The sequence below is a fragment of the Bacillota bacterium genome, from assembly GCA_040754315.1.
Lineage (GTDB): Bacteria > Bacillota > Sulfobacillia > DUSP01 > JBFMCS01 > JBFMCS01.
The window spans coordinates 1-22,807 of the sequence record JBFMCS010000065.1; the positions used below are offsets into that span (position 1 = coordinate 1).

At 61.3% G+C, this 22,807-nt stretch carries 29 protein-coding genes; 1 reads left to right on the plus strand and 28 read right to left on the minus strand.

Features of this window, described 5'->3' with window-relative positions; all coding sequences use genetic code 11:
• The 17 genes from AB1576_14455 to AB1576_14535 all read right to left on the minus strand — a co-directional run.
• Window positions 1-321: transposase (locus AB1576_14455; GenBank protein MEW6082927.1), on the minus strand; the 321-nt coding region annotated here is incomplete at its 3' end.
• Between the two features lie 150 nt (window positions 322-471).
• Window positions 472-1,122, minus strand: coding sequence for a SatD family protein (locus AB1576_14460; protein ID MEW6082928.1), 651 nt, complete (start codon window positions 1,120-1,122; stop codon window positions 472-474).
• Window positions 1,123-1,185: 63 nt separating this feature from the next.
• Window positions 1,186-1,944, minus strand: a complete 759-nt coding sequence (locus tag AB1576_14465) for a ribonuclease HII (GenBank protein ID MEW6082929.1) — start codon at window positions 1,942-1,944, stop codon at window positions 1,186-1,188.
• 58 nt (window positions 1,945-2,002) lie between these two features.
• On the minus strand, window positions 2,003-2,818 hold the full coding sequence (gene ylqF, locus AB1576_14470) for a ribosome biogenesis GTPase YlqF (GenBank protein MEW6082930.1): 816 nt from the start codon (window positions 2,816-2,818) through the stop codon (window positions 2,003-2,005).
• A 16-nt stretch (window positions 2,819-2,834) separates the two neighbouring features.
• On the minus strand, window positions 2,835-3,362 hold the full coding sequence (gene lepB / locus AB1576_14475) for a signal peptidase I (protein MEW6082931.1): 528 nt from the start codon (window positions 3,360-3,362) through the stop codon (window positions 2,835-2,837).
• Window positions 3,359-3,991 carry a signal peptidase I gene (gene lepB / locus AB1576_14480; protein ID MEW6082932.1) on the minus strand — a complete coding sequence of 211 codons (633 nt, stop codon included), beginning with the start codon at window positions 3,989-3,991 and terminating at the stop codon, window positions 3,359-3,361. Before lepB (AB1576_14480) ends, lepB (AB1576_14475) begins: the two co-directional genes overlap by 4 nt.
• 28 nt (window positions 3,992-4,019) lie before the next feature.
• On the minus strand, window positions 4,020-4,361 hold the full coding sequence (gene rplS / locus AB1576_14485) for a 50S ribosomal protein L19 (GenBank protein MEW6082933.1): 342 nt from the start codon (window positions 4,359-4,361) through the stop codon (window positions 4,020-4,022).
• A gap of 19 nt (window positions 4,362-4,380) precedes the next feature.
• Entirely contained in the window at window positions 4,381-5,121 is a 741-nt protein-coding gene (gene trmD / locus AB1576_14490) for a tRNA (guanosine(37)-N1)-methyltransferase TrmD (GenBank protein ID MEW6082934.1), read from the minus strand.
• Between the two features lie 11 nt (window positions 5,122-5,132).
• Window positions 5,133-5,639 (minus strand): ribosome maturation factor RimM, encoded by a 507-nt coding sequence (gene rimM, locus AB1576_14495; protein ID MEW6082935.1) that lies wholly within the window; start codon window positions 5,637-5,639, stop codon window positions 5,133-5,135.
• Window positions 5,636-6,040, minus strand: a complete 405-nt coding sequence (locus AB1576_14500) for a YlqD family protein (GenBank protein MEW6082936.1) — start codon at window positions 6,038-6,040, stop codon at window positions 5,636-5,638. Before AB1576_14500 ends, rimM begins: the two co-directional genes overlap by 4 nt.
• Before the next feature lie 11 nt (window positions 6,041-6,051).
• Window positions 6,052-6,279: a KH domain-containing protein gene (locus AB1576_14505; GenBank protein MEW6082937.1), complete on the minus strand. Its 228-nt coding sequence runs from the start codon at window positions 6,277-6,279 to the stop codon at window positions 6,052-6,054.
• Window positions 6,280-6,302: 23 nt separating this feature from the next.
• A complete protein-coding gene (gene rpsP, locus AB1576_14510) occupies window positions 6,303-6,575 on the minus strand; it encodes a 30S ribosomal protein S16 (GenBank protein ID MEW6082938.1) in 273 nt (90 codons plus the stop codon).
• A 27-nt stretch (window positions 6,576-6,602) separates the two neighbouring features.
• Window positions 6,603-7,925, minus strand: a complete 1,323-nt coding sequence (gene ffh / locus AB1576_14515; GenBank protein ID MEW6082939.1) for a signal recognition particle protein — start codon at window positions 7,923-7,925, stop codon at window positions 6,603-6,605.
• Window positions 7,926-7,941: 16 nt separating this feature from the next.
• Window positions 7,942-8,292, minus strand: a complete 351-nt coding sequence (locus AB1576_14520) for a YlxM family DNA-binding protein (protein MEW6082940.1) — start codon at window positions 8,290-8,292, stop codon at window positions 7,942-7,944.
• Window positions 8,293-8,589: 297 nt separating this feature from the next.
• Window positions 8,590-9,486 (minus strand): signal recognition particle-docking protein FtsY, encoded by an 897-nt coding sequence (ftsY, locus tag AB1576_14525; GenBank protein MEW6082941.1) that lies wholly within the window; start codon window positions 9,484-9,486, stop codon window positions 8,590-8,592.
• Window positions 9,483-13,070, minus strand: a complete 3,588-nt coding sequence (smc, locus tag AB1576_14530; protein MEW6082942.1) for a chromosome segregation protein SMC — start codon at window positions 13,068-13,070, stop codon at window positions 9,483-9,485. The genes ftsY and smc overlap by 4 nt, the downstream gene beginning before the upstream one ends.
• Before the next feature lie 85 nt (window positions 13,071-13,155).
• Window positions 13,156-13,416, minus strand: coding sequence for a stage V sporulation protein S (locus AB1576_14535; GenBank protein MEW6082943.1), 261 nt, complete (start codon window positions 13,414-13,416; stop codon window positions 13,156-13,158).
• Window positions 13,417-13,678: 262 nt separating this feature from the next.
• Here AB1576_14535 and AB1576_14540 point away from each other — a divergent pair, with 262 nt between their 5' ends.
• Complete coding sequence (locus AB1576_14540; protein MEW6082944.1) at window positions 13,679-14,263, plus strand: S24 family peptidase; 585 nt, start codon at window positions 13,679-13,681, stop codon at window positions 14,261-14,263.
• Here the strand turns inward: AB1576_14540 and rnc are convergent.
• The 11 genes from rnc to AB1576_14595 all read right to left on the minus strand — a co-directional run bounded on the left by rnc (window position 14,260) and on the right by AB1576_14595 (window position 22,517).
• Window positions 14,260-14,973, minus strand: coding sequence for a ribonuclease III (gene rnc / locus AB1576_14545; protein ID MEW6082945.1), 714 nt, complete (start codon window positions 14,971-14,973; stop codon window positions 14,260-14,262). The two genes, AB1576_14540 and rnc, sit on opposite strands and share 4 nt — an antisense overlap.
• Window positions 14,970-16,223, minus strand: a complete 1,254-nt coding sequence (gene fabF, locus AB1576_14550) for a beta-ketoacyl-ACP synthase II (protein MEW6082946.1) — start codon at window positions 16,221-16,223, stop codon at window positions 14,970-14,972. Before fabF ends, rnc begins: the two co-directional genes overlap by 4 nt.
• A gap of 29 nt (window positions 16,224-16,252) precedes the next feature.
• On the minus strand, window positions 16,253-16,495 hold the full coding sequence (gene acpP, locus AB1576_14555; GenBank protein MEW6082947.1) for an acyl carrier protein: 243 nt from the start codon (window positions 16,493-16,495) through the stop codon (window positions 16,253-16,255).
• Window positions 16,496-16,522: 27 nt separating this feature from the next.
• On the minus strand, window positions 16,523-17,269 hold the full coding sequence (fabG, locus tag AB1576_14560) for a 3-oxoacyl-[acyl-carrier-protein] reductase (GenBank protein ID MEW6082948.1): 747 nt from the start codon (window positions 17,267-17,269) through the stop codon (window positions 16,523-16,525).
• 1 nt (window position 17,270) lies between these two features.
• On the minus strand, window positions 17,271-18,209 hold the full coding sequence (gene fabD / locus AB1576_14565) for an ACP S-malonyltransferase (protein MEW6082949.1): 939 nt from the start codon (window positions 18,207-18,209) through the stop codon (window positions 17,271-17,273).
• 4 nt (window positions 18,210-18,213) lie between these two features.
• The gene (locus tag AB1576_14570; protein MEW6082950.1) at window positions 18,214-19,068 is read right to left on the minus strand and encodes a DegV family protein; all 855 of its coding nucleotides are present in this window, start codon (window positions 19,066-19,068) and stop codon (window positions 18,214-18,216) included.
• Window positions 19,061-20,080: a beta-ketoacyl-ACP synthase III gene (locus tag AB1576_14575; protein ID MEW6082951.1), complete on the minus strand. Its 1,020-nt coding sequence runs from the start codon at window positions 20,078-20,080 to the stop codon at window positions 19,061-19,063. Before AB1576_14575 ends, AB1576_14570 begins: the two co-directional genes overlap by 8 nt.
• A gap of 24 nt (window positions 20,081-20,104) precedes the next feature.
• On the minus strand, window positions 20,105-21,097 hold the full coding sequence (gene plsX, locus AB1576_14580) for a phosphate acyltransferase PlsX (protein ID MEW6082952.1): 993 nt from the start codon (window positions 21,095-21,097) through the stop codon (window positions 20,105-20,107).
• A 14-nt stretch (window positions 21,098-21,111) separates the two neighbouring features.
• The gene (fapR, locus tag AB1576_14585; protein MEW6082953.1) at window positions 21,112-21,681 is read right to left on the minus strand and encodes a transcription factor FapR; all 570 of its coding nucleotides are present in this window, start codon (window positions 21,679-21,681) and stop codon (window positions 21,112-21,114) included.
• Between the two features lie 136 nt (window positions 21,682-21,817).
• Complete coding sequence (rpmF, locus tag AB1576_14590) at window positions 21,818-22,000, minus strand: 50S ribosomal protein L32 (GenBank protein MEW6082954.1); 183 nt, start codon at window positions 21,998-22,000, stop codon at window positions 21,818-21,820.
• A complete protein-coding gene (locus tag AB1576_14595) occupies window positions 21,987-22,517 on the minus strand; it encodes a DUF177 domain-containing protein (GenBank protein ID MEW6082955.1) in 531 nt (176 codons plus the stop codon). Before AB1576_14595 ends, rpmF begins: the two co-directional genes overlap by 14 nt.
• Window positions 22,518-22,807: the final 290 nt, after the last annotated feature.

Below are 22,807 nucleotides of genomic sequence, written 5' to 3' on the forward strand. Positions count from 1 at the left end.
TTTCCCACGAAAGCGGGGATAGCCGGGCTTCTCCCCGGTTTTGATCCTGCGGAAGAAAGCCTTGAAGGCAAGGTCAATGCGGACAGCGACATTTTGCAGAACCTGGGAATGAACGCTGGCGAGCGAGGGGCGATGCGTTTTGAGTGTGCGAAGGCTTGTTGCTTGAGCGTGATAGTTAATGCTTTTCTGTCTTTGCTCCCATGCTTCCTTGCGTTCAGCAAGGAAATAGTTAAACAACCAACGGCATTCCTCAAACCATTGCCGCATTGTTTGGACTTGCTTTCTGGATGGATAGATACGGTACTTAAATGTTTTGCGCATATTGTTTTCACCTACTTAAATCATACCAGAAGCACTTCAAACGAGCAAGCCGCCTTTCATCCCACCCTTAAAAGGGTGGGTTTTCCCGGCGGGAGATCATAACGCGTGGGCCAGCATGGAGAGGTAGAAGTAGGCCATGCTCATCACCCTCTAATCGGTGAAAACTCCGGTCTCCCCCAGTAGGAGGTGATACTTCTCTAGATAGGCCTCGGTGCCCGCAAGCACCCTCTCGGCCTCCCTCACCCTGTCCCACCGCGCCGCTTTGCACCGCTTCTGGACGTTCTGTGGTGAGATCCCGAGAACGGCCGACGCCCTGGCGTAGGTGCCTTCCCTCTCGTACAAGCAGACTGCCTCCCACTGCTTCCCGGTCCAGCCCTCTTGCACTGAGTCTACAAGGCTCCAGATACAGTTCAGGAATGCGTCGAACCCCTTGACGCCCGTGTTGGCCACGGTGGCCCTCTTCTGGGTCTTCGCAGTGTCCAGCGCCTGCCTGGCATCGTGAAAGGCAGGCCCGTTCATCATCCACGGGTCATCCCGCAGGGAAGCGTGAGGGATCACACCTATACCCGTTCCCACCCGCAGCCTTGCAGGGCGGCACGCGTACCTCAGGTGCCGGATGACCTCCGGAGCGCTAAGCCACCCACGGAGCATCGCCTGGATCTCGTCCCCCCTGGATACGGAGAACCCTGTGACGATGGTTGGATGATTTAGGGAGGAGAGTCTTTCGCCTAGGCGCTCTACGAGGTCAGCGTGGCGCCGGGAGTCCACCACGTCCGCGGTGATGACTGTGATCCTGTCCATCGATCACCCTCCTTCCGGTGAGGTGGCGTGAATCATCGTGCCCTGGGTTACCCGGCGGCCTCACTAAAAGTCGAAGGTAACCTGTCTCAGACTCTCCAGGAAACTCCCCCGGTGAATGGGACATGGCCCATGCGTCCTGATGGCTTCCCAGTGCTCCCTGGTCCCATACCCCTTGTTCTGCCTGAAGTTGTATGGAGGGAAGTCCCCGTGCCGGGACATCATGTAGTGATCACGCAGGACCTTGGCAATGACAGAGGCTGCGGAGATGGAGGCGCTGAGGGCATCTCCCTTCTTCAGCGCCCTCTGAGGGAAGGGGATTCCCGGGATGGCCGTGTCCCCGTCCACTAGGACCATGCCGGGGGACACCGGGAGGCTCTGCAGCGCCCTTCGCATGGCCTCCTGGGTAGCCCTGAGGATATTCACCTGGTCGATGTAGTCAGGTCCCATGAAACACACGGACATCGCTTCGGCCTCCCAGGATACCAGGGGAAAGAGTGCCTCCCTCAGGGATTCGCTCAGGCACTTGGAATCATCCAGGCAGGGTATGAGGGGTTCACCCCGCAGGATGACCGCGGCGGCCACAACCGGACCAGCCAGGCACCCCCTCCCGACCTCATCCACACCGGCCACCCTGAGATGCCCCTGGCCACGGGCCTCCCTCTCGTAGTGGAACCGCCGGAGGAGGCGCTCCCTCTCCCGGCGGAACGCCAAGTGGGTGGCCCTGCGGTCACTGGCGCGTGCCCTCTTAGCCACCACCTGGAGCAAGGCCGAGTATCCCCTGGCCTCCAGGCTGCTTACCCAGCGTCCCGTCTCTCCCGCCACCAGGGCACCACCCCTGACCTATATCGTGCTCCCACCGGCATGCCGCGCACCCAAGGCCCTATTCCCTGGTCTCACTAGGGCCCTCCAGGGTATACCTTCCCAGCCTGCCGTTACGGTAGTCCCTTAGGAAAAGAATCGCCGCCTTCTGCATGTCCACTTCACCGCCTGTCCGGAGGCACCCCAGCCGGGCCCCCACAGCCTTCAGATCCTCCTGGGGGTCGCCGGTGGCCTCCAGCCCAAAACGGGACCTCAGCCCCTCCTCAATCCTCACGGAGGCAAGAAGGTAGAGGGCAACCTCCAGCGGGTCAATGGCCCTTTCGTCCAGGGCGCCCACGGCGCCCTGGCGCATGATCAGGTTCCTGCCCCCCTTCCGGGGGGACAGCACACCTGGCAGGTCCAGGATCTCCAGGCGGTCTGATGCCATCACCCACTGCTTCCCCCGGGTCACACCGGGAAGAGCCCCGGATCGCGCGCTCTTCCTACCGGCCATCCGGTTTATTAGGGAAGACTTCCCCGAGTTGGGTATTCCAACCACCATGACCCTGAGGGGTCCAACCCGAGGGGCCCGGGTCTCGCACGCCGCCAGGAGCTGCCGGCACCCTGCGCCAGAGAGGGCGTCCACCTCAAAGGCTTTTTCCCCGGCATCCCCCATGAGCCTGCGCCAGGCAGCTGTGGCCTTGGGGTCCGCCAGGTCAGCCTTGCTCAATACCACGAACCGGGCCTTGTCCCCGGCAATCCGGCCGATATCTGGGTTCCTCCCGGAAAACGGTATCCTGGCATCGACTACCTCCAGGATCAGGCTGGCAAGCCGGAGGTTCTCTCTCATGAGCCTCCTGGTCTTGGCCATATGGCCTGGGAACCAGATCTGGGACACCAGGCTACTCCCCCTTCTAGTCACCGGAGCCCAGGACCTGAGCCCGGCTGGGCGGCCAGTATACCAGCCAAGCCCGCCCCTTGACGTTTGCCCGGGGCACAGGCCCGAAGTACCGGCTATCCTTGCTGTTGACACGGTTGTCGCCCATTACGAAGAGGTACTCCTCGGGAACAGTCATGGAAGCCGCATCCCCCGATCCGGGACGCCTGACATATGGTTCATCCACAGGCTCGCCGTCAACGTACAGCCGTCCGGAGACTACTTCGACGGTCTGCCCGGGCAGGCCAACAACCCTCTTGACAAGGTCGACCTCCTCCTCGGGGTGGGCAAACACAACGATGTCCCCAGCCTTGGGCTCTGCGAACCTGTAGGAGATCTTCGTGACTAAAACCCTCTCCCCGTGAAAGAGGGTAGGCTCCATTGAGTGTTCCCGGATGAGGTATGACTCCACCACGAAGGCCCTGATGAAAAAGGTCAGGACCAGTGCTATCACCAGCGTCTCCGCAACCTCCCTGGCGAGCCTGCCCAGGGGAGACCGGCTCAAGGTGACACACCCCCATGGCTGTTCCCGGCGGCAAATCCAGGTAGAGTGCGGGAAGCAAAGAGGCTGCCAGCCACCGAGACCAGCCACCGCTCATCGCCCGTAACCCCCACTCCAAGAACGTGGACCCTGGGAAGGGGCCAGAAGACAACGAAGGCCTTCCCCTTGACGTTCTCCAGGTCTACCGGGCCGAACACCCGGCTGTCCTCGCTGTTTGTCCTGTTGTCACCCAGGACAAACACCTGTCCCTCAGGCACCACCAGGGGCGGCATTGTGAACATGCCTGCATGGTAAACGTAGGGCTCCTCAACGGGTTGATCGTTGATGTAAAGACGGCCAAGCCTCATCTCAACCTTGTCCCCAGGAAGAGCCAGGACCCTTTTTATGAAGTCCGTCCTGTTGTCCCGGGGATAGCGGAACACCACTATCTCTCCCCGCTCGGGCTCCCTGAACCTGTAAAGCAACTTGCTGACCAGAAGCCGCTCGCCGTGATGAAGCGTGGGTTCCATGGATTGCCCCCTGACCTGGAAGGATTCCATGAGAAACCCCCTGATGACAAGGGTAAGGATCAACGCCAGGACCAGAGTCTCAACTGCGTCTTTCACGGTCCTCGACAGCGGAAAAGAGGTCATCGGATATCTGCCCCCTGGCCATGAAGGCCTACATCTTTTCCTTGATCCTGGCGGCCTTGCCCTTCAGACCCCTGAGATAGTACAGGCGGGCCCTCCTGACGTCTCCCCTCCGTATCACTTCGACCTTGTCCACCCGTGGCGAGTGAATGGGGAATGTGCGCTCCACCCCTACACCGTAGGTAACACGCCGGACTGTGAAGGACTCCGAAAGGCCCCCTCCCCGTCTCTTGATGACGGTTCCCTCGAAGGCTTGGATCCTCTCGCGCCCGCCCTCAACCACCTTCACATGGACCTTTACCCTGTCTCCTGGGCCAAAGTTAGGCACATCCTGCTTCATGTAACCCATCTCGATACCCTTGATGATATCCACTCGAGCCACACCTCCTGGACTATGGGCTTTCCGGCCTCATCGTTTCCTCACCGATCTCCTGGAGGAGTCTGGTGTCTTCCTCATTCAGATCCGCCTTCTTGAGCAGGTCGGGCCTGCGTTCAAGGGTCCTGCGCAGCCCTTCTTTTCTTCTCCACCGCCTGATGGCATCGTGGTTGCCGGAAAGCAGTATGCCGGGGACAGCATGGCCCCGGAACTCCCTGGGCCTGGTGTACTGGGGACCCTCCAGCAAACCCTGGGCAAAGGAATCCTGGCTGGTTGAGGAGGCGTGCCCAAGAACCCCAGGGAGCAGCCTGACCACTGAATCCACGACAGCCATGGCCGCTATCTCACCGCCTGTGAGGATGAAGTCCCCCAGGGATATCTCGTAGTCCGCCCAGAGCCTCACCCTCTCGTCGATCCCCTCGTAGTGCCCGCACAGGAGGATCAGGTGCTCCTCCCTGGAGAGCCTTTCAGCCCACCGCTGGTCATAGGGCTCCCCCTGGGGACACATCAACACCACCCGGCTCCGAGGCCCAGACAGGTCCTGGACGGCCTTGAAGAACGGCTCCGGCTTCATGACCATTCCAGGGCCACCCCCATAGGGTTCGTCATCGGTAACCCTGTGGCGGTCCTCTGTGTAGTCCCTGAGATCCACGACCCCTATCTCCACCCGGCCAGTCTCCCGCGCCCTTGCCACCATGCTCTCTTGCAAAGGGCCCCGGAACATGCCGGGGAATATAGTGACGATGTCCACTCTCACTGACAGCACCCCTAGTCAAGAAGCCCCGGGATGGGCCTGATGGTCATGCGTCCCCTGGTGATGTCCAGGTTTCTCACGACCTCATGGGTTGCAGGCACCAGAACCTCACCGTCGCCGGTATCCACCACGTAAACATCGTTGGCTCCTGGCCTCAGCACGTCCTTCACAGTACCGAGTCTTTCGCCCTCCTCGAGCCAGACCTCCATCCCCACAATGTCGCCGATCCAGTAGTGCCCTGGTGGCAGATGGACTCGCTCCTTGGCCAAGACGGCTATCTGGGCACCCCTGAGTCCCCCGGCCCTGGTCATATCGTCCACACCCTTTAGTTTCAGGATGACTCGCCCGGCGTGATATCGGACTCCCTCTACCGCCAGCCGCTGGGGGGGGTACCCTTCCCGCAGGATGGTGGCCTCCTCCAGCACCAGGAAACGGCACAGCCAGTCCGTCTCGGGGAGCACCTTGACCTCTCCCCTGGTTCCAAAGGGTGACGTGATCCTCCCTATGACCACCTGGGTCACCGTTTATCCTCCCGTATGGAAACGACTATACCATCCTGGAGGACCACCTCAGCGGAGACAGCCCGGGACCAGTCGTCCCCCTCGCTGATCTCCACGGGCCCCTCGACAGCCCCCTCCAGCACTTCGGTGCCAATCTCGATCTTCACGATGTCCCTGAGCCTCTGCAAAACGGCCTCCTTCTGCTCCACGCGTTTTTGCCTCTCCATGGAAAGACCCCGGCCCATGAGCTCGGCCTTCTTGGAATCCTTCATGTCCTTGACCCTGCGCGCCTCAGCATCCAGGCGGGCAAGGTCCTCATCGATGCTCTTGAGGTTCTCCTGCAGCTCCGAGGCCGCCCGGCGTTTCCAGGTCTCGGTCACCCGGGTCTTCACGGCAATCCTGCGCTGGATGGTAATGCCCATCTTGACGCCCCCTAGAGAACCTCGACACTTACGCGTTTGCCGCTCCTGGCACCGGCAGCCTTCGCCACTGTCCTGATGGCCTTCACGATCCTGCCTTGCTTCCCTATGACCTTGCCCATGTCCTCTTGGGCCACCGTTATCTCCACTATCGCCGTGTCACCCCGGTCAACGCATTCCACCCTTACGGCCTGCGGGTTGTCCACCAGGGCTTTGGCCAGGATCCCCACGAGCTTCTGCATAGCTTCAGCCTCAATAGTGATCATTACCTTTCACCCTTGGCCTCGCCGAACTTCCGCAGGATCCCGAGGTTCTTGAAGAGCCGCCTGACCGTTTCCGAGGGCTTGGCCCCCTTCATCAGCCAATCCACGGCCTTATCCTCCTCTACCTTCACAACCGCCGGGTCCGACGAGGGATTGTAGTATCCTATCTCCTCAATGAACCGGCCGTCCCTGGGAAAACGGGCATCGGAAACCACCACCCTGTAAAATGGGTCTTTCTTGGCGCCCATCCGCTTGAGCCTGATCCTCACTGCCATGCTTCGCCCCACCTCCGATTGTTGTACCTAGAAAGGAAAGCGTCCCTTCTTCTTGCCCCTTTGAACGTCCTTGAACCTCCTGAACATCTTCTGCATCTCGTGGAACTGCTTCAGGACCCTGTTGACATCCTGGACATGGGTCCCGCTCCCCTGAGCGATCCGCCTCCTCCTTGAGCCATCTATTATTGATGGGTCAAGCCTCTCTCTCCTGGTCATGGAGTTGATAATGGCTTCAACCCTGGAGAGTCCTGCTTCGTCTACCTGGACCCCCTGGAGCTTTTTCCCCATGCCGGGAAGCATTCCCAGGACCTCGTCCAGTGGGCCCATCTTGCGTACCTCCTTCAGCTGGTCCAGGAAGTCCTCAAGGGTAAAGGCCTGTTCCCTGAGTTTCCTCTCCATCTCCACGGCCTTCTTCTGGTCAAAGGCAGCCTGGGCCTTCTCCACCAGGGATAACACGTCACCCATTCCAAGGATCCGCGAGGCCATGCGGTCCGGGTGGAAGGGCTCCAAGGCCTCGAGCTTCTCCCCGGTACCGGTGAACTTCACCGGTGCCCCTGTCACAGCCAGCACGGAGAGGGCAGCCCCGCCCCGGGCATCCCCGTCAATCTTGGTAAGGATCACCCCCGTCAAGTGAAGCCTTGCGTGGAAGGCCTCGGCCACATTCACCGCATCCTGGCCCGTCATGGCATCCACCACGAGGAGGGTTTCTGTGGGTTGGGCCCTGCCCTGAACCTCCTCCAGCTCCTCCATGAGTTCCTCATCAACGTGGAGTCTCCCCGCTGTATCCAGCACCAGCACGTCGTTCCCCCGTGCCCGGGCCTCTCTCAACGCTAGGCTCGCCGCGGCGGGCACTGACTCGTCCTGGGGCCGGAAGACCGGGACTCCAACTGCCTTGCCCACCCGCTCCAGCTGCTCCACTGCCGCGGGCCTCTTGAGATCCAGCGCTACCAGGGCGGGGTAGTGTCCCTGGTTCTTCAGGTGGAGAGCCAGCTTCCCTGCGGTGGTAGTCTTGCCTGAGCCCTGAAGGCCTACCAGCATCAGAGCGGTGGGGGGATTCGGGGAAAAGGCAAGCCTTCTATGGCTTTGCCCCATGAGGTTCGCCAGTTCTTCGTGTACGATCTTCACTACAGCTTGCGCCGGTGTTAGGCTCTCCAGGACCTCGCTCCCAACGGCACGGCCTTTCACCCTCTCGCAGAAGTCCTTGACCACCTTGAAGTTGACGTCAGCCTCAAGAAGGGCGAGGCGAATCTCCCTCATGGCCGCTGCAACATGGGCCTCGCTCATCTTGCCGTGGCCCCTCAATCGTTGGAAGATGTCTTGAAGCCTCTGGCCGAGACCCTCGAAAGCCACCAGACCAACCCCCCGTTTATCCCTTCATCAACGCGGCCACCAGCTGGCGAGCCCTCTTGACGCCCCGCTGGTTTTCCCGCCCTACCTTGCCATCGAGTTCCGCCAAGGCGGCCTCCAGGTCCGACAGGATCTGCCTGTCCCTCACAAGCCTGGCGCCCAGTCCCATCTTGCGCTCGTAGTCCAATAGGAGGCCCTCCGCCCGCTTCACGGCACGGTGGACCGCGGGCCTGGACACCCCGTGCTGCAGGGCTATCTCCCCCATGGAGAGGTCCTCATCATGGTGAAGGCGGAAGAAGAGCCTCTGTTTGTCCGTGAGGAGCTCCCCGTAGAGGTCGCCCAGAAGGCTGATCCACCAGCGCCTGTCCACCCGTCTCACCGCCAGTGTTAACCCATCATGGTTTACAGTAGTATTCTAGTTTCCGGCACGGGCAATGTCAAGGCCAAAGGACCCATGCACCCTGGCTTTTTAGGACCGCCTTCTGGCGGGCAACACAACTGCTGTGGGTGTGTTCAGGGCGGAGTTCCTGGACTTCCAGATGCGAGACCTGAGTGAAAACCTCTTCGAACTGCCTCAGGGGGTCCGAATCATCGAACTGGGCGTCTGAAGCGGATCGTAACAAGGCGCGTGATCGCCGGGGGGACGATCACGCACGCTCTTAGGTTATCAACCGAAGAGCCCCTCCACGAATGCCTCGGGCTCAAATGTCAGGAGATCTTCCAGGCCTTCCCCCATCCCCACCATCTTCACGGGTATGCCTACTTCCCGTTCAATCCTGATGAGGATACCCCCCTTGGCCGTCCCGTCCATCTTGGCCATGACGATACCGGTGACGCCAACGGCCTCCAGGAATAGCCTGGCCTGCTGCAGCGCATTCTGTCCTGTCGTGGCGTCCAGGACGAGGAGGACCTCGTGGGGAGCACCGTCCACCTCCCTGGAAACCACACGATGGATCTTCCTGAGCTCCTCCATGAGGCTCACCTTGGTGTGAAGGCGGCCGGCTGTATCGATGAGCACAAGGTCATACCCCCTGGCGCCGGCAAACCTCAGCGTGTCGAAGGCCACGGCGGCTGGGTCGCTGCCTTCCTTCTGCCGGACTACGGGAACCCCTATCCTTGCAGCCCAGGCCTCCAATTGCTCAGCAGCGGCCGCCCTGAAGGTGTCCCCGGCGGCCAAGACAGGCCGGAGCCCCTCCTGGGAGTACCGGTGGGCCAGCTTGGCCATGGTAGTGGTCTTGCCTACCCCGTTGACCCCCACCATCATGATGACGTTAAGGCGCCCAGGCTCCACGTGGAGGCTCCGCTCCTGGCTTTGTAGCCCCTTGAGGATGGCCGCCTTGACCTCTTTTTCCAGCAGGCCGGGGCTCCTTGCCTTCCGGGAGAGGCCCTCCACTATCTCCTGGGTAACGCTGGTACCTACGTCAGCTGTCACCAGGACCTCCTCCACTTGCTCCAGGCTGGCGTTATCACGTCCTTGGAAGCCCCTCGCCAGGAGGTTCCTGGTGGCCTCCAGTCCCTTGCGGAAACGACAGACCAGGCTCTCTTTCTCCTTGTTCACCGTCACCCCGCCACCGCCTCCCCTTTGTCCCCCAGTCTCACGGATATGAGTTTGGACACCCCGGACTCCTCCATGGTCACACCGTAGAGCGCCCTGGCGCACTCCATGGTACCCCTCTGGTGACTGATGACAATGAACTGGGTGGACTCGGAAAAGGCCCTCAACATACGGGCAAAGCGCTGGACGTTAGCCTCATCCAGGGCTGCCTCAATCTCGTCCAGGACCACAAATGGGCTGGGCTTGACCGTGAGGAGGGCAAAGAGCAGGGCAATGGCGGTCAAGGACCGCTCCCCGCCTGAGAGCAGTGAGAGGCTCTGGGTCTTCCGCCCTGGGGGTTGAGCCTTGATCTCCACACCGGTCTCCAGGAGGTCATTTTCATCGGTGAGAACGAGGTTTGCCTCACCCCCATTGAAGAGCTCCTGGAACACCTGCTGGAATGCGGCCTGGACCTGCCGGAAGGTCTCCAGGAAGAGGTCCTTGATGCTCCTGTCGATATCCTGTATGAGGCCCTCCAGGGACTTGCGCGACTCCACGAGGTCCTTTCGCTGGCTGTCCAAGAAGTCATGCCTGGCCATCACCCTCCTGCACTCCTCCACTGCCCCCAGGTTGACCTCGCCCATGCTGGCCATGAGGTCCCTCAGTTCCTGTATCCTGCCAGGCACTGCCCCGGGCTCGAGGTCCACCATGCCCGGTTCGTCCAGGCGCTGGGCCGCCTCCTCCAGGCTGAGGTGATACTCCACCTCCAGGCGGCCAAGGACGTTGGAGAGCTCCACGTCCACCCGGGCCCTCGCCAATTCCAGGGCATGCATGTCGCTGTCCAGTTGTTCAAGGCTCCGCCTGAGGCGCTTGGCTCGCCGCTCCAGGCTGGACGCCCCTTCCGCCTTCTCCCTCAGGGCATCTCGGAGGGCCTCGAGGCTAGCCTGGGCTGCGGCCCTGGCCCCTGTCGCCCTGGCCAGGCCATCCTGGAGAGTAGCCGCCCTCTGCGTGGCCTCGGAGAGCCTTGACTCCAGCCTGGCGCGCTCCTCCCGCCTCTGGCCGAGCTCCCGCTCCATCCTCTCCTGGGCTTCCCTCTTCGCCTCCAGGGCGCTCTCCCGGGCCTGGAGTGCCTCGCGGTGCTTGGCCTCGTCAACCCTGATGTCCCCAAGAACCCTGGAGGCCTCGGCTAGCGCCTCCTCATACGCCCGGAGCTCCTCTTCGGAAGCGGCTATCCGCTGTCTTATCTCTGTCTCCCTAAGGGCGATGGCGTCAAGGTCTGCCTGCGGTCCCTGGCCACTCTCACCTGCCTCTTCCTGGGCCTGGGCCTCCTCCCAGTCCAAGGCTGCCAGGTCATCCCTGAGGCGCTCGCCCTCTGCCCTGGCGGCCATGAGGCGGCCTCCTGCCTCCGCCATCGCAGCCTGCCTCTGCTTTAGGAATGCCTCGGTCTCCTCCAGTCTCGAGTTGATCTCCCCCATGGCCCCGGAGAGCTCTTTGGAGCGCTTCTCCAGTTGAACCAGGCCTTCTTGGCAGGATGAAGCACCGGTTTCCAGGTCTCTTATCTCATCGGCCCTGGCCAGGAAGCGCGATCTGTCCCCGGCGCCCCGGGATCCCCCAGTCATCGAGCCTCCGGGCCAGATAACCTCCCCCTCCAGGGTAACCACCTTGTAGCGGAGGCCCACGCTCTTGGCCACGCAAAGCCCCGCCTCAAGGCTGGGTGCCACCAGTACCCTGCCCAGGAGGAACTCCGGTGCCCCCTTGAGGTGCGCCTCGGCCTTGACCATTGAGAGTGCTGTCCCCAGGCCTCCCGCGCCCTGAGCGGCCTCAAGGTCAGCCTGCCCCAGGGGGTTTGGGGTGATTAGGTCCAGGGGCAGGAAGGTTGCCCGCCCGGAATTCGTGGACTTCAGGTAGTCTATGCAGCGCCTGGCGTCGTGCTGGCTGCGCACCACTATGTTCTCCGCGGCGGCTCCCAGGGCAGCCTCAACCGCCTTCTCCTTCCCGCTCTCCACGCTAATGAGACGCGCGACCGGGCCTAGAATGCCGCCTCCAAGGCTCTTGTCCCGGGAAGCAGCTCGCAGGAGACTCCTTGGCCCAGAAGAAAACCCCTCGAAGGAGGCTTCCATCTCCTTAAGGGCCTTCAGCCTCGAGGTAATCGAGGTGAGCCTATCCGCGACTGACCGCGCCTCGGCCTCCAGGGCCTGCCTCTCTCTGGACCTCTCCTCCGCCACGGCCCGGAGCTCAGCGGCCTCGCCCTCCTTGTCGTCAACCTGGCGCCTGAGATCCCTAATCTCCGCTCCCTGGAGGGCCTCCTGGCGGGCGACCCCCTCAATGGCTGCCTCCACCTCCTGGCGGCGCCTCTGGAGCCTCTCAACCTGGCGCTGGGCTGATTCCAGCCTCACCCTAAGCGTCTCCGCATTCTGAGCGGCCCATGACCGCTCGTTCAGGATATCGATGAGCTGGGCCTTGTCCGCCTCCAGGCTAGCCCTGCAGGTCTTCACAGCCTCGGTGGCCTGGCCGGCCCGGGCCTGCTCCTGGAAAACCCGGCCGGATAGGGCTTCAACCTCCGTGCGAAAGGCCTCCAGGGCTTTCCGGTCCTTGACCTCCACGCTCTTGGCGGATTCGATCTCCTCCTTGAGCGCCGCTATCTGGGCGCCCAGGGAATCCCTCTCATCCATGAGGCCTTGGGCCCTCTCCTTCACAGCCTCCAGCTGGGCGGCACCCCGCTCCATGTCCAGGCTGGCCCTGCTGAACTCCTCCCGGGCCCTGGTCTCGTCCTCGCCCAGTGCAGACGACTCCTGCCGCAACACCTCCAGCCGCTCTTCGGCTTCCTCCAGCTCCTGGCAGGTTCCAGACCGCTTCCGCGCGAGCCCGTCAATCCCCTCACCGAGTTCGCTCAGCCTGGACCTGGCCTTCAAGGCCTCCCTCACGGCAATGGCCATCTCCAGGTCCAGGAGCTCCTTCTGGTACCTCCGGTACTCCTCGGCCCGCCGGGCCTCTTCCCTGAGGGGCTCCATCTGCGAGGAGAGTTCCTCCACTATGTCCGAGACTCGCTCCAGGTTCCTCTCGGTGTGCTCCATCTTCCTCAGGGCTTCCTTCTTCCTGTTCCGGAAACGGACTATGCCTGCGGCCTCCTCAACGATGCCGCGCCGGTCTTCCGGGCGGGCGTTGAGGATCTCGTCGATCCTGCCCTGGCCTATCACCGAGTAGGCGTCCTTGCCAAGGCCGGTGCCGGCAAAGAGGTCCTGGATGTCCTTGAGGCGGCAGGGCACCCGGTTCAGGAGGAACTGGCTTTCCCCCCCGCGGTCCACACGCCTTGACACTGAGACCTCGGAGAAGTCCACCGCCACCTCTCCCATGGCATTGTCCAAGACCAGGGTCACCTCGGCCAGGGAGAGCGCCCTGCGCTTCTGGGAGCCTGCGAAGATGATGTCCTCCATCTTGGTTCCCCGTAGTATCCGGGCACTCTGCTCACCCATGACCCACCGGATGGCCTCGGCAATGTTGCTCTTTCCTGCCCCGTTGGGGCCTACTATGACGGTGACACCTGGCTCGAGGTCCAAGACTGCCTTGTCAGCGAAGGACTTAAAGCCCAAGATCTCCAGTTTCTTCAGGTACAACCCCACACCTCCCAATGGAAAACCTGCCCATCTCGCACCCCACCAGCAAGACAGACAGGTCCGAGCCCGGCACGTATCGTCAATTCTACCTCGGTTGCACGATGAACCTTATGGCTGTCCGCTCTTGCCCCTCTATGCGTATCTCCTGAAACGCTGGGACAGTAACCAGGTCCATACCGTTGGGCGCCACGAACCCCCTGCTTATTGCGATCGCCTTTACAGCCTGGTTCACTGCTGCGGCCCCTACGGCCTGAACCTCCGCAACCCCGTTCTCCCTGAGCACAGCAGCCAGGGCGCCGGCCACAGACTTGGGCTTGGACATGGCTGACACCTTTAGTACTTCCACTCCCGCATACCTCCTTGAGTAGGGGACTGGGCCAGGGAATGTGTCCTCCATTTGCTGCTAACCACCCCCAGAGTATGCCAGGGGTAGATTTCTCCATTTCCCTGGAAATTCCTCCTTGGCCGGATCCCAGGTCCCAGGCCAGCACGGCGCCACAGGTTTCCGGTAGCAACTTTACACGCACGTTGTAAAGGGTTTGGGCTGGGGAAACGGTAATTCCCTCCAAGACCTTGGACGAACAAGACACGGCTTGAGGTGAAGCTAGTTGGCAAAAGAAGCCCTGGAGAGGATCGCCCAGCTCATACAATCCAACCCAGCCATAACGGTGAAGCAGATCGCCCGGGAGATGGGCTACTCCGAAGAGAAATCCGTCTACTACTGGCTGGAAAAGGATAACTACTACGGGATCAAGGGGTTTAAAATGGCGGTACTTACTGGGGAATTCTACAAAACCCAGAAAAGGGCCGGAGGGCACGTCCAGTTGATGGACAGGGCCTTCGGCCTCATTCCCGGGGATATGCCCATGGCAAGAACCTTCACCACTGACGGGAAGCCAGTGCTGATGGGCATACCCGGTCACTACTCCAGGACCCTCGGGGAGAACGTGTATACCTTGGTCATACGAGGCAACGACTACTTCCCCTTTCTGCAGGCCGATGACTTGCTGGTGATAGATCCGGAGGCCCAGATAGACGACGGTGACCTTGTGGTCTTCGTAAAGAACTCAAAGCCCGAGTTCCGCCTGGCCTACCCTGGCAACCTCTACATACACCCGCTGAACCCCAGGGACATCCAGACAGGCGCCCAGCCCTGCGCGGGAAAGGTGACACATCTCGTCAGGTCCTTCTAGGGTGCATCGAGTCTCCTCAGGGCCGAGGACGCGGCCTCTTGCTCAGCCTCTTTCTTGCTGCGGCCAGTCCCTTGCCCAAGGGGCTTCCCTTCAAGCCAGACCTCCACCCGGAAGGTCTTGGCATGATCCGGTCCCTCCTCAGCCACAACCCTGTAGGAGGCCGGGCCCCTCTGGGCAGCCTGCAGCATCTCCTGGAGCCTGGTCTTGGCGTCGGCGAGTAACCGCCCCTCCAGACTCTTTTCCTCGAGGCTCATGTAGTGAAGGATGAGACCCCTCGCTGGCTCGGGGCCGCCGGCAAGGTAGAGTGCGCCGATAATTGCCTCCATGGCGTCAGCCAGGAGTGATCGCTTCTTCGAGCCGCCTGAAGCCCTCTCTCCCCAGCCCACCAGGATGGCTTGGTCCACCCCCAACTCCACCGCATAGCCCGCCAGTGACGCCTCGGAGACCAGGAGTGCCTTCCTCCGGCTGAGTTCCCCCTCGTCACCGTGGGGGACCGTGAGATACAGCTGGTGAGTAACCAGAAGGCCCAGCACTGCATCCCCCAGGAACTCCAGTCGCTCATTGGAGCCAGGGAGGTTTCCCGGGTTCTCATTCACATACGAGCGGTGGGCCAGAGCCTGCCTGACCAGGTCTCTGTCCAAGGTGATTCCAGCCAGGTCCTCCAGGCGGGAAAGGAGACACTGGAAGGCACTGGCACGCTGTGTTTTCACCCCACCAGGTCCCCCCGCCTCACCACTAGGGTGGCATTCTGGCCTCCGAAGCCAAAGGAGTTGGAGAGGGCCACCCTCACATCGGCTGGCCTAGGCTCCGGAACGTAGTCCAGGTCGCACTCGGGGTCAGGATAGTCATAGTTGGCGGTGGAGTGAATGATACCCTTATGCATTCCCAGTATCGTGGCTACCAGCTCTACTACACCCGAAGCACCCAGGAGATGACCTGTCATGGACTTGGTGGAGCTCACTGGCACCTGGTGCGCCCGCTCCTCCCCAAGGGCGTCCTTGATGGCCTGGGTCTCGCTCTTGTCATTAGCCGGGGTTGAGGTGCCGTGGGCGTTGATGTAGTCGACGTCACCAGGCCCTATTTTCGCATCCTGCATGGCCATGATCATGGACCACCGTCCGCCCTCCCCTCCAGGGGCGGGAGCGGTAACATGGTAGGCGTCGGCTGTGCAACCATAGCCGATGATCTCCGCCCAGATCCGTGCACCCCTGGCCCGGGCTTGCTCGAGTTCCTCGAGAATCATCACCCCCGCGCCCTCGCCCATGACGAAGCCGTCACGGTCGCGGTCAAAGGGCCTTGAGGCTCTCTCAGGGTCATCATTCCTAGTGGAGAGAGCCTTCATTGAGCAGAAACCTGCCACCGCCAGGGGGACAAATGTGGCCTCGCTGCCACCGGATATGATGAGGTCGGCAAAGCCGTGGCGGATGAGCCTGAAGGCCTCCCCCAGGGCGTTGGCGGAGGCCGCGCAGGCTGTAGTAACAGTGGTATTGGGCCCCTTGGCCCCTGTCATTATCGCTATCTGCCCTGCAGCCATGTTGGTGATCATCATGGGAATGAACAGCGGGCTCACCCGGCTAGGGCCCTTGTTCAAGAGGACCACCATCTGGTCAGAGCAGGTGCTAATGCCACCGATCCCGGTGCCGAAGATGACGCCCGAACGGTGGGGGTTCTCAAAGGGCGTCTTTATGCCGGCGTCCTCCAAGGCCATCGAGGTAGCTGCCACCCCATACTGAGTGAACAGATCCATCCGCCGGACCTCTCGCTTGTCGATGTACTCAAGGGGGTCAAAGTCCTTGACCTCCGCGCCGATCCGGGTGTCAAGGGCGGAGGGATCAAAGTGGGTAATCCTTCCCACCCCGGACTTGCCAGCGACCAGGCTCTCCCAGAACCTGTCCAGGCCCGTCCCCACGGGCGTGATGGCACCCATTCCGGTAATTACCACACGTCTTCCCGGCTCCATCTCTCCAGGCCCCTTTCGGCCAAGATACGTCAGGAATGTTCCTTGATGTACTCCACTGCCTCGCCTACGTCAGTTATCGTCTCAGCGTCCTCGTCCGGGATCTCCAGGTCAAACTCTTCTTCAAAGGCCATGATGAGCTCGACAATGTCCAGGGAGTCCGCTCCCAGGTCCTCGATGAAGGAGCTCTCCATGGTGATCTCGCCCGGGTTCACCGCGAGCTGCTCGGCAATAATCTTCTTTACCCTTTCGTAGATGCTGTCTTTCTCGGCCACTTGGCCCACCTCCTCAATGTCGGGTACTTACGCCATCACCATCCCGCCGTCAACTACCAAGACCTGCCCTGTGACATAGGAGGACAGGTCCGAGGCAAAGAACAGGACCGCCCTGGCCACGTCGTCAGGAGAGCCGAACCGCCCCAGTGGGATCTGGGCCATCATCTTCTCCTTGGCGTCCTCAGGCAGCCCTTCCGTCATTTCCGTATCGATGTATCCAGGGGCGACAACATTGGCGGTGATGCCTCTGGAGGCCACCTCCCTGGCGATGGACCTTGTGAAACCGATGATGCCAGCCTTGGCGGCGGAGTAGTTGGCTTGACCCTGGTTTCCAGTGAGTCCTACGATGCTTGATACGTTTACTATGCGCCCCTGCCTCCTCTTGATCATTGATCTCAAGGCGACCTTGGTGCAGTTGAAGACGCCTCCTAGGTTGACACTGAGTACCCGATCCCAATCCTCCTCCTTCATCCTGAGAAGGAGGCTATCCCGGGTGATCCCGGCGTTGTTCACCAGTATGTCAACGGGACCCAGGTCCCGGGTGACCGCCTCCACCATGGCTATAGCCTCGGCCGGGACTGAGACGTCAGCCTGAGCCACAACGGCGGTGCCGCCCGCGGAGCGGATTTCCTGAGCCACAGCCCCGGCCGCCTGGGCCTCCTTGGCATAGGTCACCGCCACAGCGGCACCGTTCCTGGCCAGCTCCAGGGCCACCGAACGGCCAATCCCCCTGGAAGAACCCGTAACGAGCGCCACCCTGTTTTCCAGTAACATATTAGCAGCCCCCCCTGCAACATTCAAGGGCCTTCTCCAGGCTATTACTGTCCTGGACACTAAAGGCTTGAGCCTCTGGGGCTATCCGCTTAGTGAAGCCCGTGAGGGCAGTCCCTGGGCCCACTTCCAGGAATACCTGGGTACCGTCCTGGCTCATTCGCCTCACGGAGTCTTCCCACATGACAGGTGAGCTCACCTGCCTCACCAGGCGCGACCGGATGTCACTCGCGTCCAGGAGGTAGGTCGCACCCACATTGCTGACGACAGGTATAGAAGGGTCTAGGATATCTGTGTCTTCCAGGACCGCTGCCAGGCGATCCCCGGCAGGCTGCATCAGGCGCGAGTGAAAGGGGGCGCTCACCGCCAGCCTGACTGCCCTCTTGGCCCCCGCCTCCTTGGCCAGGCAAATGGCTCTGTCCACTGCCCCCACCTCTCCTGAAACCACTATCTGGCCGGGGCAGTTGTAGTTGGCCATGTCCAGCACACCGTGACTCTGGGTATCCCGGCAGATTCGCTCGACATCACTTCGCCCAAGACCCATTATCGCTGCCATGGCCCCCTTGCCCATAGGCACAGCCTCCTGCATGAAGCGTCCTCGCTCCCTTACAATGTGGAAGGCCGCCTCCAGGGAGATGGACCCCGAGAGCACCAGGGCACTGTATTCCCCAAGGCTGAGGCCAGCCAGGCAAGATGGCCTCACACCGTACTTTGCCAGAACCCTCGCTGCACTGACGCTGGCCGCCAGGATTGCAGGCTGCGTGTTCTCGGTCTCCATCAAGCGTTCCTCGGGTCCGGAGAAGCACATGCCGGCCAGGTCCAGGCCTAGGACCTCACCGCCAATATGGAATACCTCCCGGGCTTCAGGGTGGGCCTCGTACAGGTCCCTCCCCATGCCCACGTACTGGGCGCCCTGGCCTGGGAACAGGAACGCTACGCTCACGATATCACCACCTAACGACAGGGCACACTCCCAAGCCCAGGACACCGGGGCCCGAATGGGTTCCAATGACGGGCCCCACTGACCCCATCAGGACGTCGCTGGTGGAGTAATACATCTTCAGATCCTTCACGATTTCCCCGGCAGGGCCGGGAGCGTTCCCATGCACAACACCCAGCAGGACTTCCCCTCCTGGAGGGAGTTTCTCCCGGGCTATCTCCAAGAGGCGAGGCACTACCTTCCCGCGTCCCCTGACCCGGTCAAAGGGAGCCACCATCCCATCGGAGATGGTGAGTATGGGCTTGACGCTAAGAAGGCTCCCCAATAGGTGCTGCGCCCTGCCTATCCTGCCGTTACGATGTAGGTACTCAAGGGTATCGACAGCGAAGTAGATGCTCACTTTCTCCAGGGTTTCCCTGGCCACCCGGGCACAGGTTTCCATGTCCTGCCCATCCTTGGCAGCCTTGGCCGCCTGGATCACGCAGAAGGCGGCACCCACCGACGCTGAACGGGAATCCACCACCTCGACCCGGACTTCCGGGACCAAGTCCCGGGCCATGGTAGCCGATTGGATGGTCCCGCTGAGATGAGAGGAAATGTGTATTGACAGTACTTCGTTCCCCTTCTGGCCTAGCTCCCTGTAAACATTTGCGAACTCCCCGGGGGCTGGCTGCGAGGTCTTGGGGTGATGGGGCGATGATGCCAGCTTGTGGAAAAACTCCTCCGGGGACATCTCGACGTAGTCCAGGTATGTCTCCTGGCCGAAGTGTACCCTCAGAGGCACCACAGTAATACCCAGTTCCCTGGCCAGATCCGCAGGAATGTCTGACGTGCTGTCCGTTACCACGCTCACTCTACCCATTCTGACCACCTCCTTGAGCAATTTCTCCCCAACGAACCACGCTGGCGCCCCAGGTGAGCCCGGCCCCGAAAGCCACCATGAGCACCACATCTCCCACCTTCAGCCTGCCGGAACGGGCTGCCTCGTCCAGTGCCACGGGGATGGATGCCGTGGACATGTTCCCGTACCGGTCAAGATTGAGGGCCATTCTTTCCATGGGGACCCTGAAACGCTTCCGGGCTGCCTCGATGATCCGGATGTTCGCCTGGTGGGGTATAAAGAGGGATACGTCCTCGATGTCCAGTCCAGCCTTTTCCAGGACCAGCCTGGATGCCTTGCCCATGACCTTGACGGCAAATTCGAATACCCTCTTCCCGTCCATCTTGAGGAAGTGTTGTCTCCCGGCCACGGTCTCGGCGCTGGCCGGCATCAGGGACCCCCCTGCGGGGAGGCACAACACACTCGCACCGTGACCGTCGGCCCCCAGGCAGCTTGCCAGTATTCCCTCGTCCCCCTGGGCGGGTGAGACCACAGCCGCTCCTGCCCCGTCGCCGAACAACACGCAGGTGGCACGGTCCTCGTAGTCGGTGATCCGGGAAAGGGCGTCAGACCCAATCACCAGGACGTTCTCGTACATCCTGGCCTCCACGAAGGAGGCTGCCGTGGCAATCCCATACACGAAGCCAGAACACCCTGCCAGTATGTCAAACGCAGCGGCGCCATGGGCACCTAGGTTCCGCTGGACCATGCATGAGGTGGCGGGGAAGATCATGTCCGGTGTTGCTGTGGCCACGAGGATCAGATCCAGGTCTTCAGGGGCCTTGCCGCAGTGTTCCAAGGCTTTCAGCGCAGCCCTGGTGGCCAGATCCGATGTGGCTTCCCCCTGTTCAAGGATGTAACGGGTGAGGATGCCCGTCCTTTCCCTGATCCACTGGTCTGATGTATCCACCATCTTCTCAAGGTCCTGGTTGGTGAGGACCCGCTGTCCCAGGGAGGAACCCACGCCCACTACGGCTGCTCGTCTTGGAATCACGTCACAGGACGCCCCTTTCTCGGTCTACAGGTCGGACGCCAGGGCCTCGAGCCGCCGGCTCAAGCTGTCAATGGCATGGCTTCTTGCTAGTTCCAGGGCCACCCTGACACCGTTCTTGAAGGCCTCAGCGTTGGAGCTGCCATGGCACTTGATACAAGGCTTGGCTAGTCCAAGTAGGGGCGCCCCGCCGTAACTGTTGTAGTCCATCCTGGCCTTAGCTCGGGCCAGCGCTGGCTTGAGCATGGTAGCCGCCATCGCCAGGTGACGGCTGCGGGTGATCTCGTCCTTCAACACACCAAGAAAGGCAAGCCCAATACCTTCAGCGAACTTCAGGAGGATGTTTCCAGTGAAGCCGTCGCACACCGCCACGTCGGCGACACCATAGAACATGTCCCTTGACTCGATATTGCCAGAGAACTCGAGCCCGCTCTCCTTGAGAAGTCCATAGGCAGCCCGGCAGGTCTCGGTCCCCTTGGAGGGCTCAGTCCCCATGTTGAGCAGGGCCACCCTGGGTTTGGCCAGCCCCAGCACGCTCTCGGCGTAGAGGCTGCCCATGTGGCCGAATTGCAGGAGGTTCCGCGGTTTGACTTCAGCGTTGGCCCCCACATCCAGCAAGACCAGGGGCCTATCCACCAGGGTCGGGATGGCTACGGCCAGGGCCGGCCTCTCAACCGATGCTGCCCGTCCCAGGATGATCAAGCCACCGGCCAGGAGGGCTCCGGTGTTCCCCGGGGACACCATCGCATCACCCTCACCCTTTGACAGCATCTCCAGGCCGATCACCATTGACGATGCCCGCTTTCTGCGGATGGCGGCAACTGGCTGCTCACCAGGGTCTATGGTCTCCGAGCTATGAACAAGTGAGACCCTGCTGGCACCCCGGATGTGGGGCTCCAGCACCGAGGCGTCCCCAACCAGGATGACCTCCGTCCCCAGGTCACGAGCGGCATCCACTGCCCCCCTGGCGGCTTCAACAGGACCCTTGTCACCGCCCATAGCATCGAGGATAATCCGCATGTGTGGCCTCCTTTCTACAAGGCAGCCACGACGAACTTGCCCCGGAAAACCTGCTCGCCGCCGCTCCTGGTGGTTACCAGAACCACGTATTCGCTGCCCTTCTTGCGTATGACCTCTGCCCGGGCCACCAAACGCTCGCCCGAGTGCACAGGCTTCTTGAACTTCACGTTGGCTAGACCCGTCACCGCAATGTCGGAATCAACCAGGGCGATGGCCAGGGAATCGGCCTGCGCGAAGACGTAGTGACCTCGCACGACCCGGCTCTTTTCAAAGACCATGTCCTCCGTGGTTTCTAGGATGGAGACGGCGCTCTCTCCCAGGACCACATCCACTAGCTCGCCGGCGATCTCTTTAGAACCTAGGGACTTGACCACGCCGTAGGTACGCTCTGCCACAGCCTTGGTCCTCTCCCTGACAGCGGGGATACCCAGGGCCATCCTGTCAAGCCTCACCGTCTGGACACTCACCCCGAGATACCGGGCGATCTCGTCGTCCACCCAGAAGGGGTTCTCCCTGAGTTTCTCCCTCAGGACCTGCCTGCGCTTCTCCTTGGGAAGAGCAGGGCTATTCCTGTTGCTCGCCATCTCGCTCATGATAGCACCTCATCGTATTAGGTGGTATTATGAGTTAGTCTTAACCCCACTATATATTCTTGTCCCTGCCAACGTCAACCTAAAAAGAAAAGAACAGGCAGTGCTGCCTGTTCGCTGGTATGAACCCTCAGTCCTTCTCCATCTTTATCACCTGGCGAGTCCTATAGTATCCGCAACTCGGGCATGCCCTGTGGGGCGCCTTGGGCTCGTGACACCTGGGACACTCCACGATGGGCGGCGCCTCCAGTTTCCACTGGGCCTTTCTCCTGCCCGTCCGCGCCTTGGACATCTTCCTTTTAGGAACGGCCACGGTCTCTTCCCCCTTCTTCCGTACCTTTCAGTTGCTTCAGTGTCTCCCAGCGCTCATCCTCCCCGGCCTGCCCGCAACTGCATGGGCCTTGCGCAAGGTCCGCGCCGCACTGCGGGCAAAGGCCCGCGCAATCCTCCCGGCACAGCACCTTCATGGGAAGGTTAAGCAGGAGGTTTTGCCTTACAGCCTCTGTCAGGTCAATGACGTCCCCGTCATAGGTCAGGTACGGGGAATCCTCATCCCCTACGGTGCCTTCCTGGCGATACTCCTCCGAGAACTCCATGTCCAGGGACACTCCAGTATCTCTTGTGCATCTTGAACAGGGGAGCTCGCAGCCTGCCCTCACATGAAACCCGGCCACGATGCCCTCGCCCGTGTTCAAGAGCCGCACTTGGATGTCCACGGGCCCCGAAAAACCGGCATCCTCCCAGCCATCACCCTTAATGAACGGGAGATGGAAGGCATGCTCGCTGGAGAGACCGACCCCTGCCTTCAGTCCGGAGATGTCAACTTTCACTGGATCACGCCCCTGAACCGCTAAGCCATTATATCTAGGCTGGGAGACGCTGTCAAGGAAACGCAATCACTCACCTATAATGCTACCCAAAGAGGAGTGGCTCACTCACGACAGAATGTTACCGCGACGGGGGGTCTTAGTGAGGATGTCAGTGAGAAGCCGTAAAGCATTCCTGTGAGGTTTTGAATGGCCTTTGACAACAAAAAAGCCTCCTGGGAAAATGGTGTTGGTCAAAGACACCAGATAAAACCCAGGAGGCGAGAAACCAGATGAAGAGCCACAATCAGAAA

What these genes read in the sequence shown, in the direction of transcription:
- AB1576_14460 (MEW6082928.1), bottom strand. Translation starts at nt 1,122, where the DNA reads ATGGACAGGATCACAGTCATCACCGCGGACGTGGTGGACTCCCGGCGC.
- fapR (MEW6082953.1), bottom strand. Translation starts at nt 21,681, where the DNA reads ATGGCGAGCAACAGGAATAGCCCTGCTCTTCCCAAGGAGAAGCGCAGG.
- AB1576_14570 (MEW6082950.1), bottom strand. Translation starts at nt 19,068, where the DNA reads ATGGGTAGAGTGAGCGTGGTAACGGACAGCACGTCAGACATTCCTGCG.
- AB1576_14500 (MEW6082936.1), bottom strand. Translation starts at nt 6,040, where the DNA reads ATGGGCATTACCATCCAGCGCAGGATTGCCGTGAAGACCCGGGTGACC.
- fabF (MEW6082946.1), bottom strand. Translation starts at nt 16,223, where the DNA reads ATGGAGCCGGGAAGACGTGTGGTAATTACCGGAATGGGTGCCATCACG.
- plsX (MEW6082952.1), bottom strand. Translation starts at nt 21,097, where the DNA reads ATGCGGATTATCCTCGATGCTATGGGCGGTGACAAGGGTCCTGTTGAA.
- rpsP (MEW6082938.1), bottom strand. Translation starts at nt 6,575, where the DNA reads ATGGCAGTGAGGATCAGGCTCAAGCGGATGGGCGCCAAGAAAGACCCA.
- lepB (MEW6082932.1), bottom strand. Translation starts at nt 3,991, where the DNA reads ATGACCTCTTTTCCGCTGTCGAGGACCGTGAAAGACGCAGTTGAGACT.
- AB1576_14505 (MEW6082937.1), bottom strand. Translation starts at nt 6,279, where the DNA reads ATGCAGAAGCTCGTGGGGATCCTGGCCAAAGCCCTGGTGGACAACCCG.
- fabG (MEW6082948.1), bottom strand. Translation starts at nt 17,269, where the DNA reads ATGTTACTGGAAAACAGGGTGGCGCTCGTTACGGGTTCTTCCAGGGGG.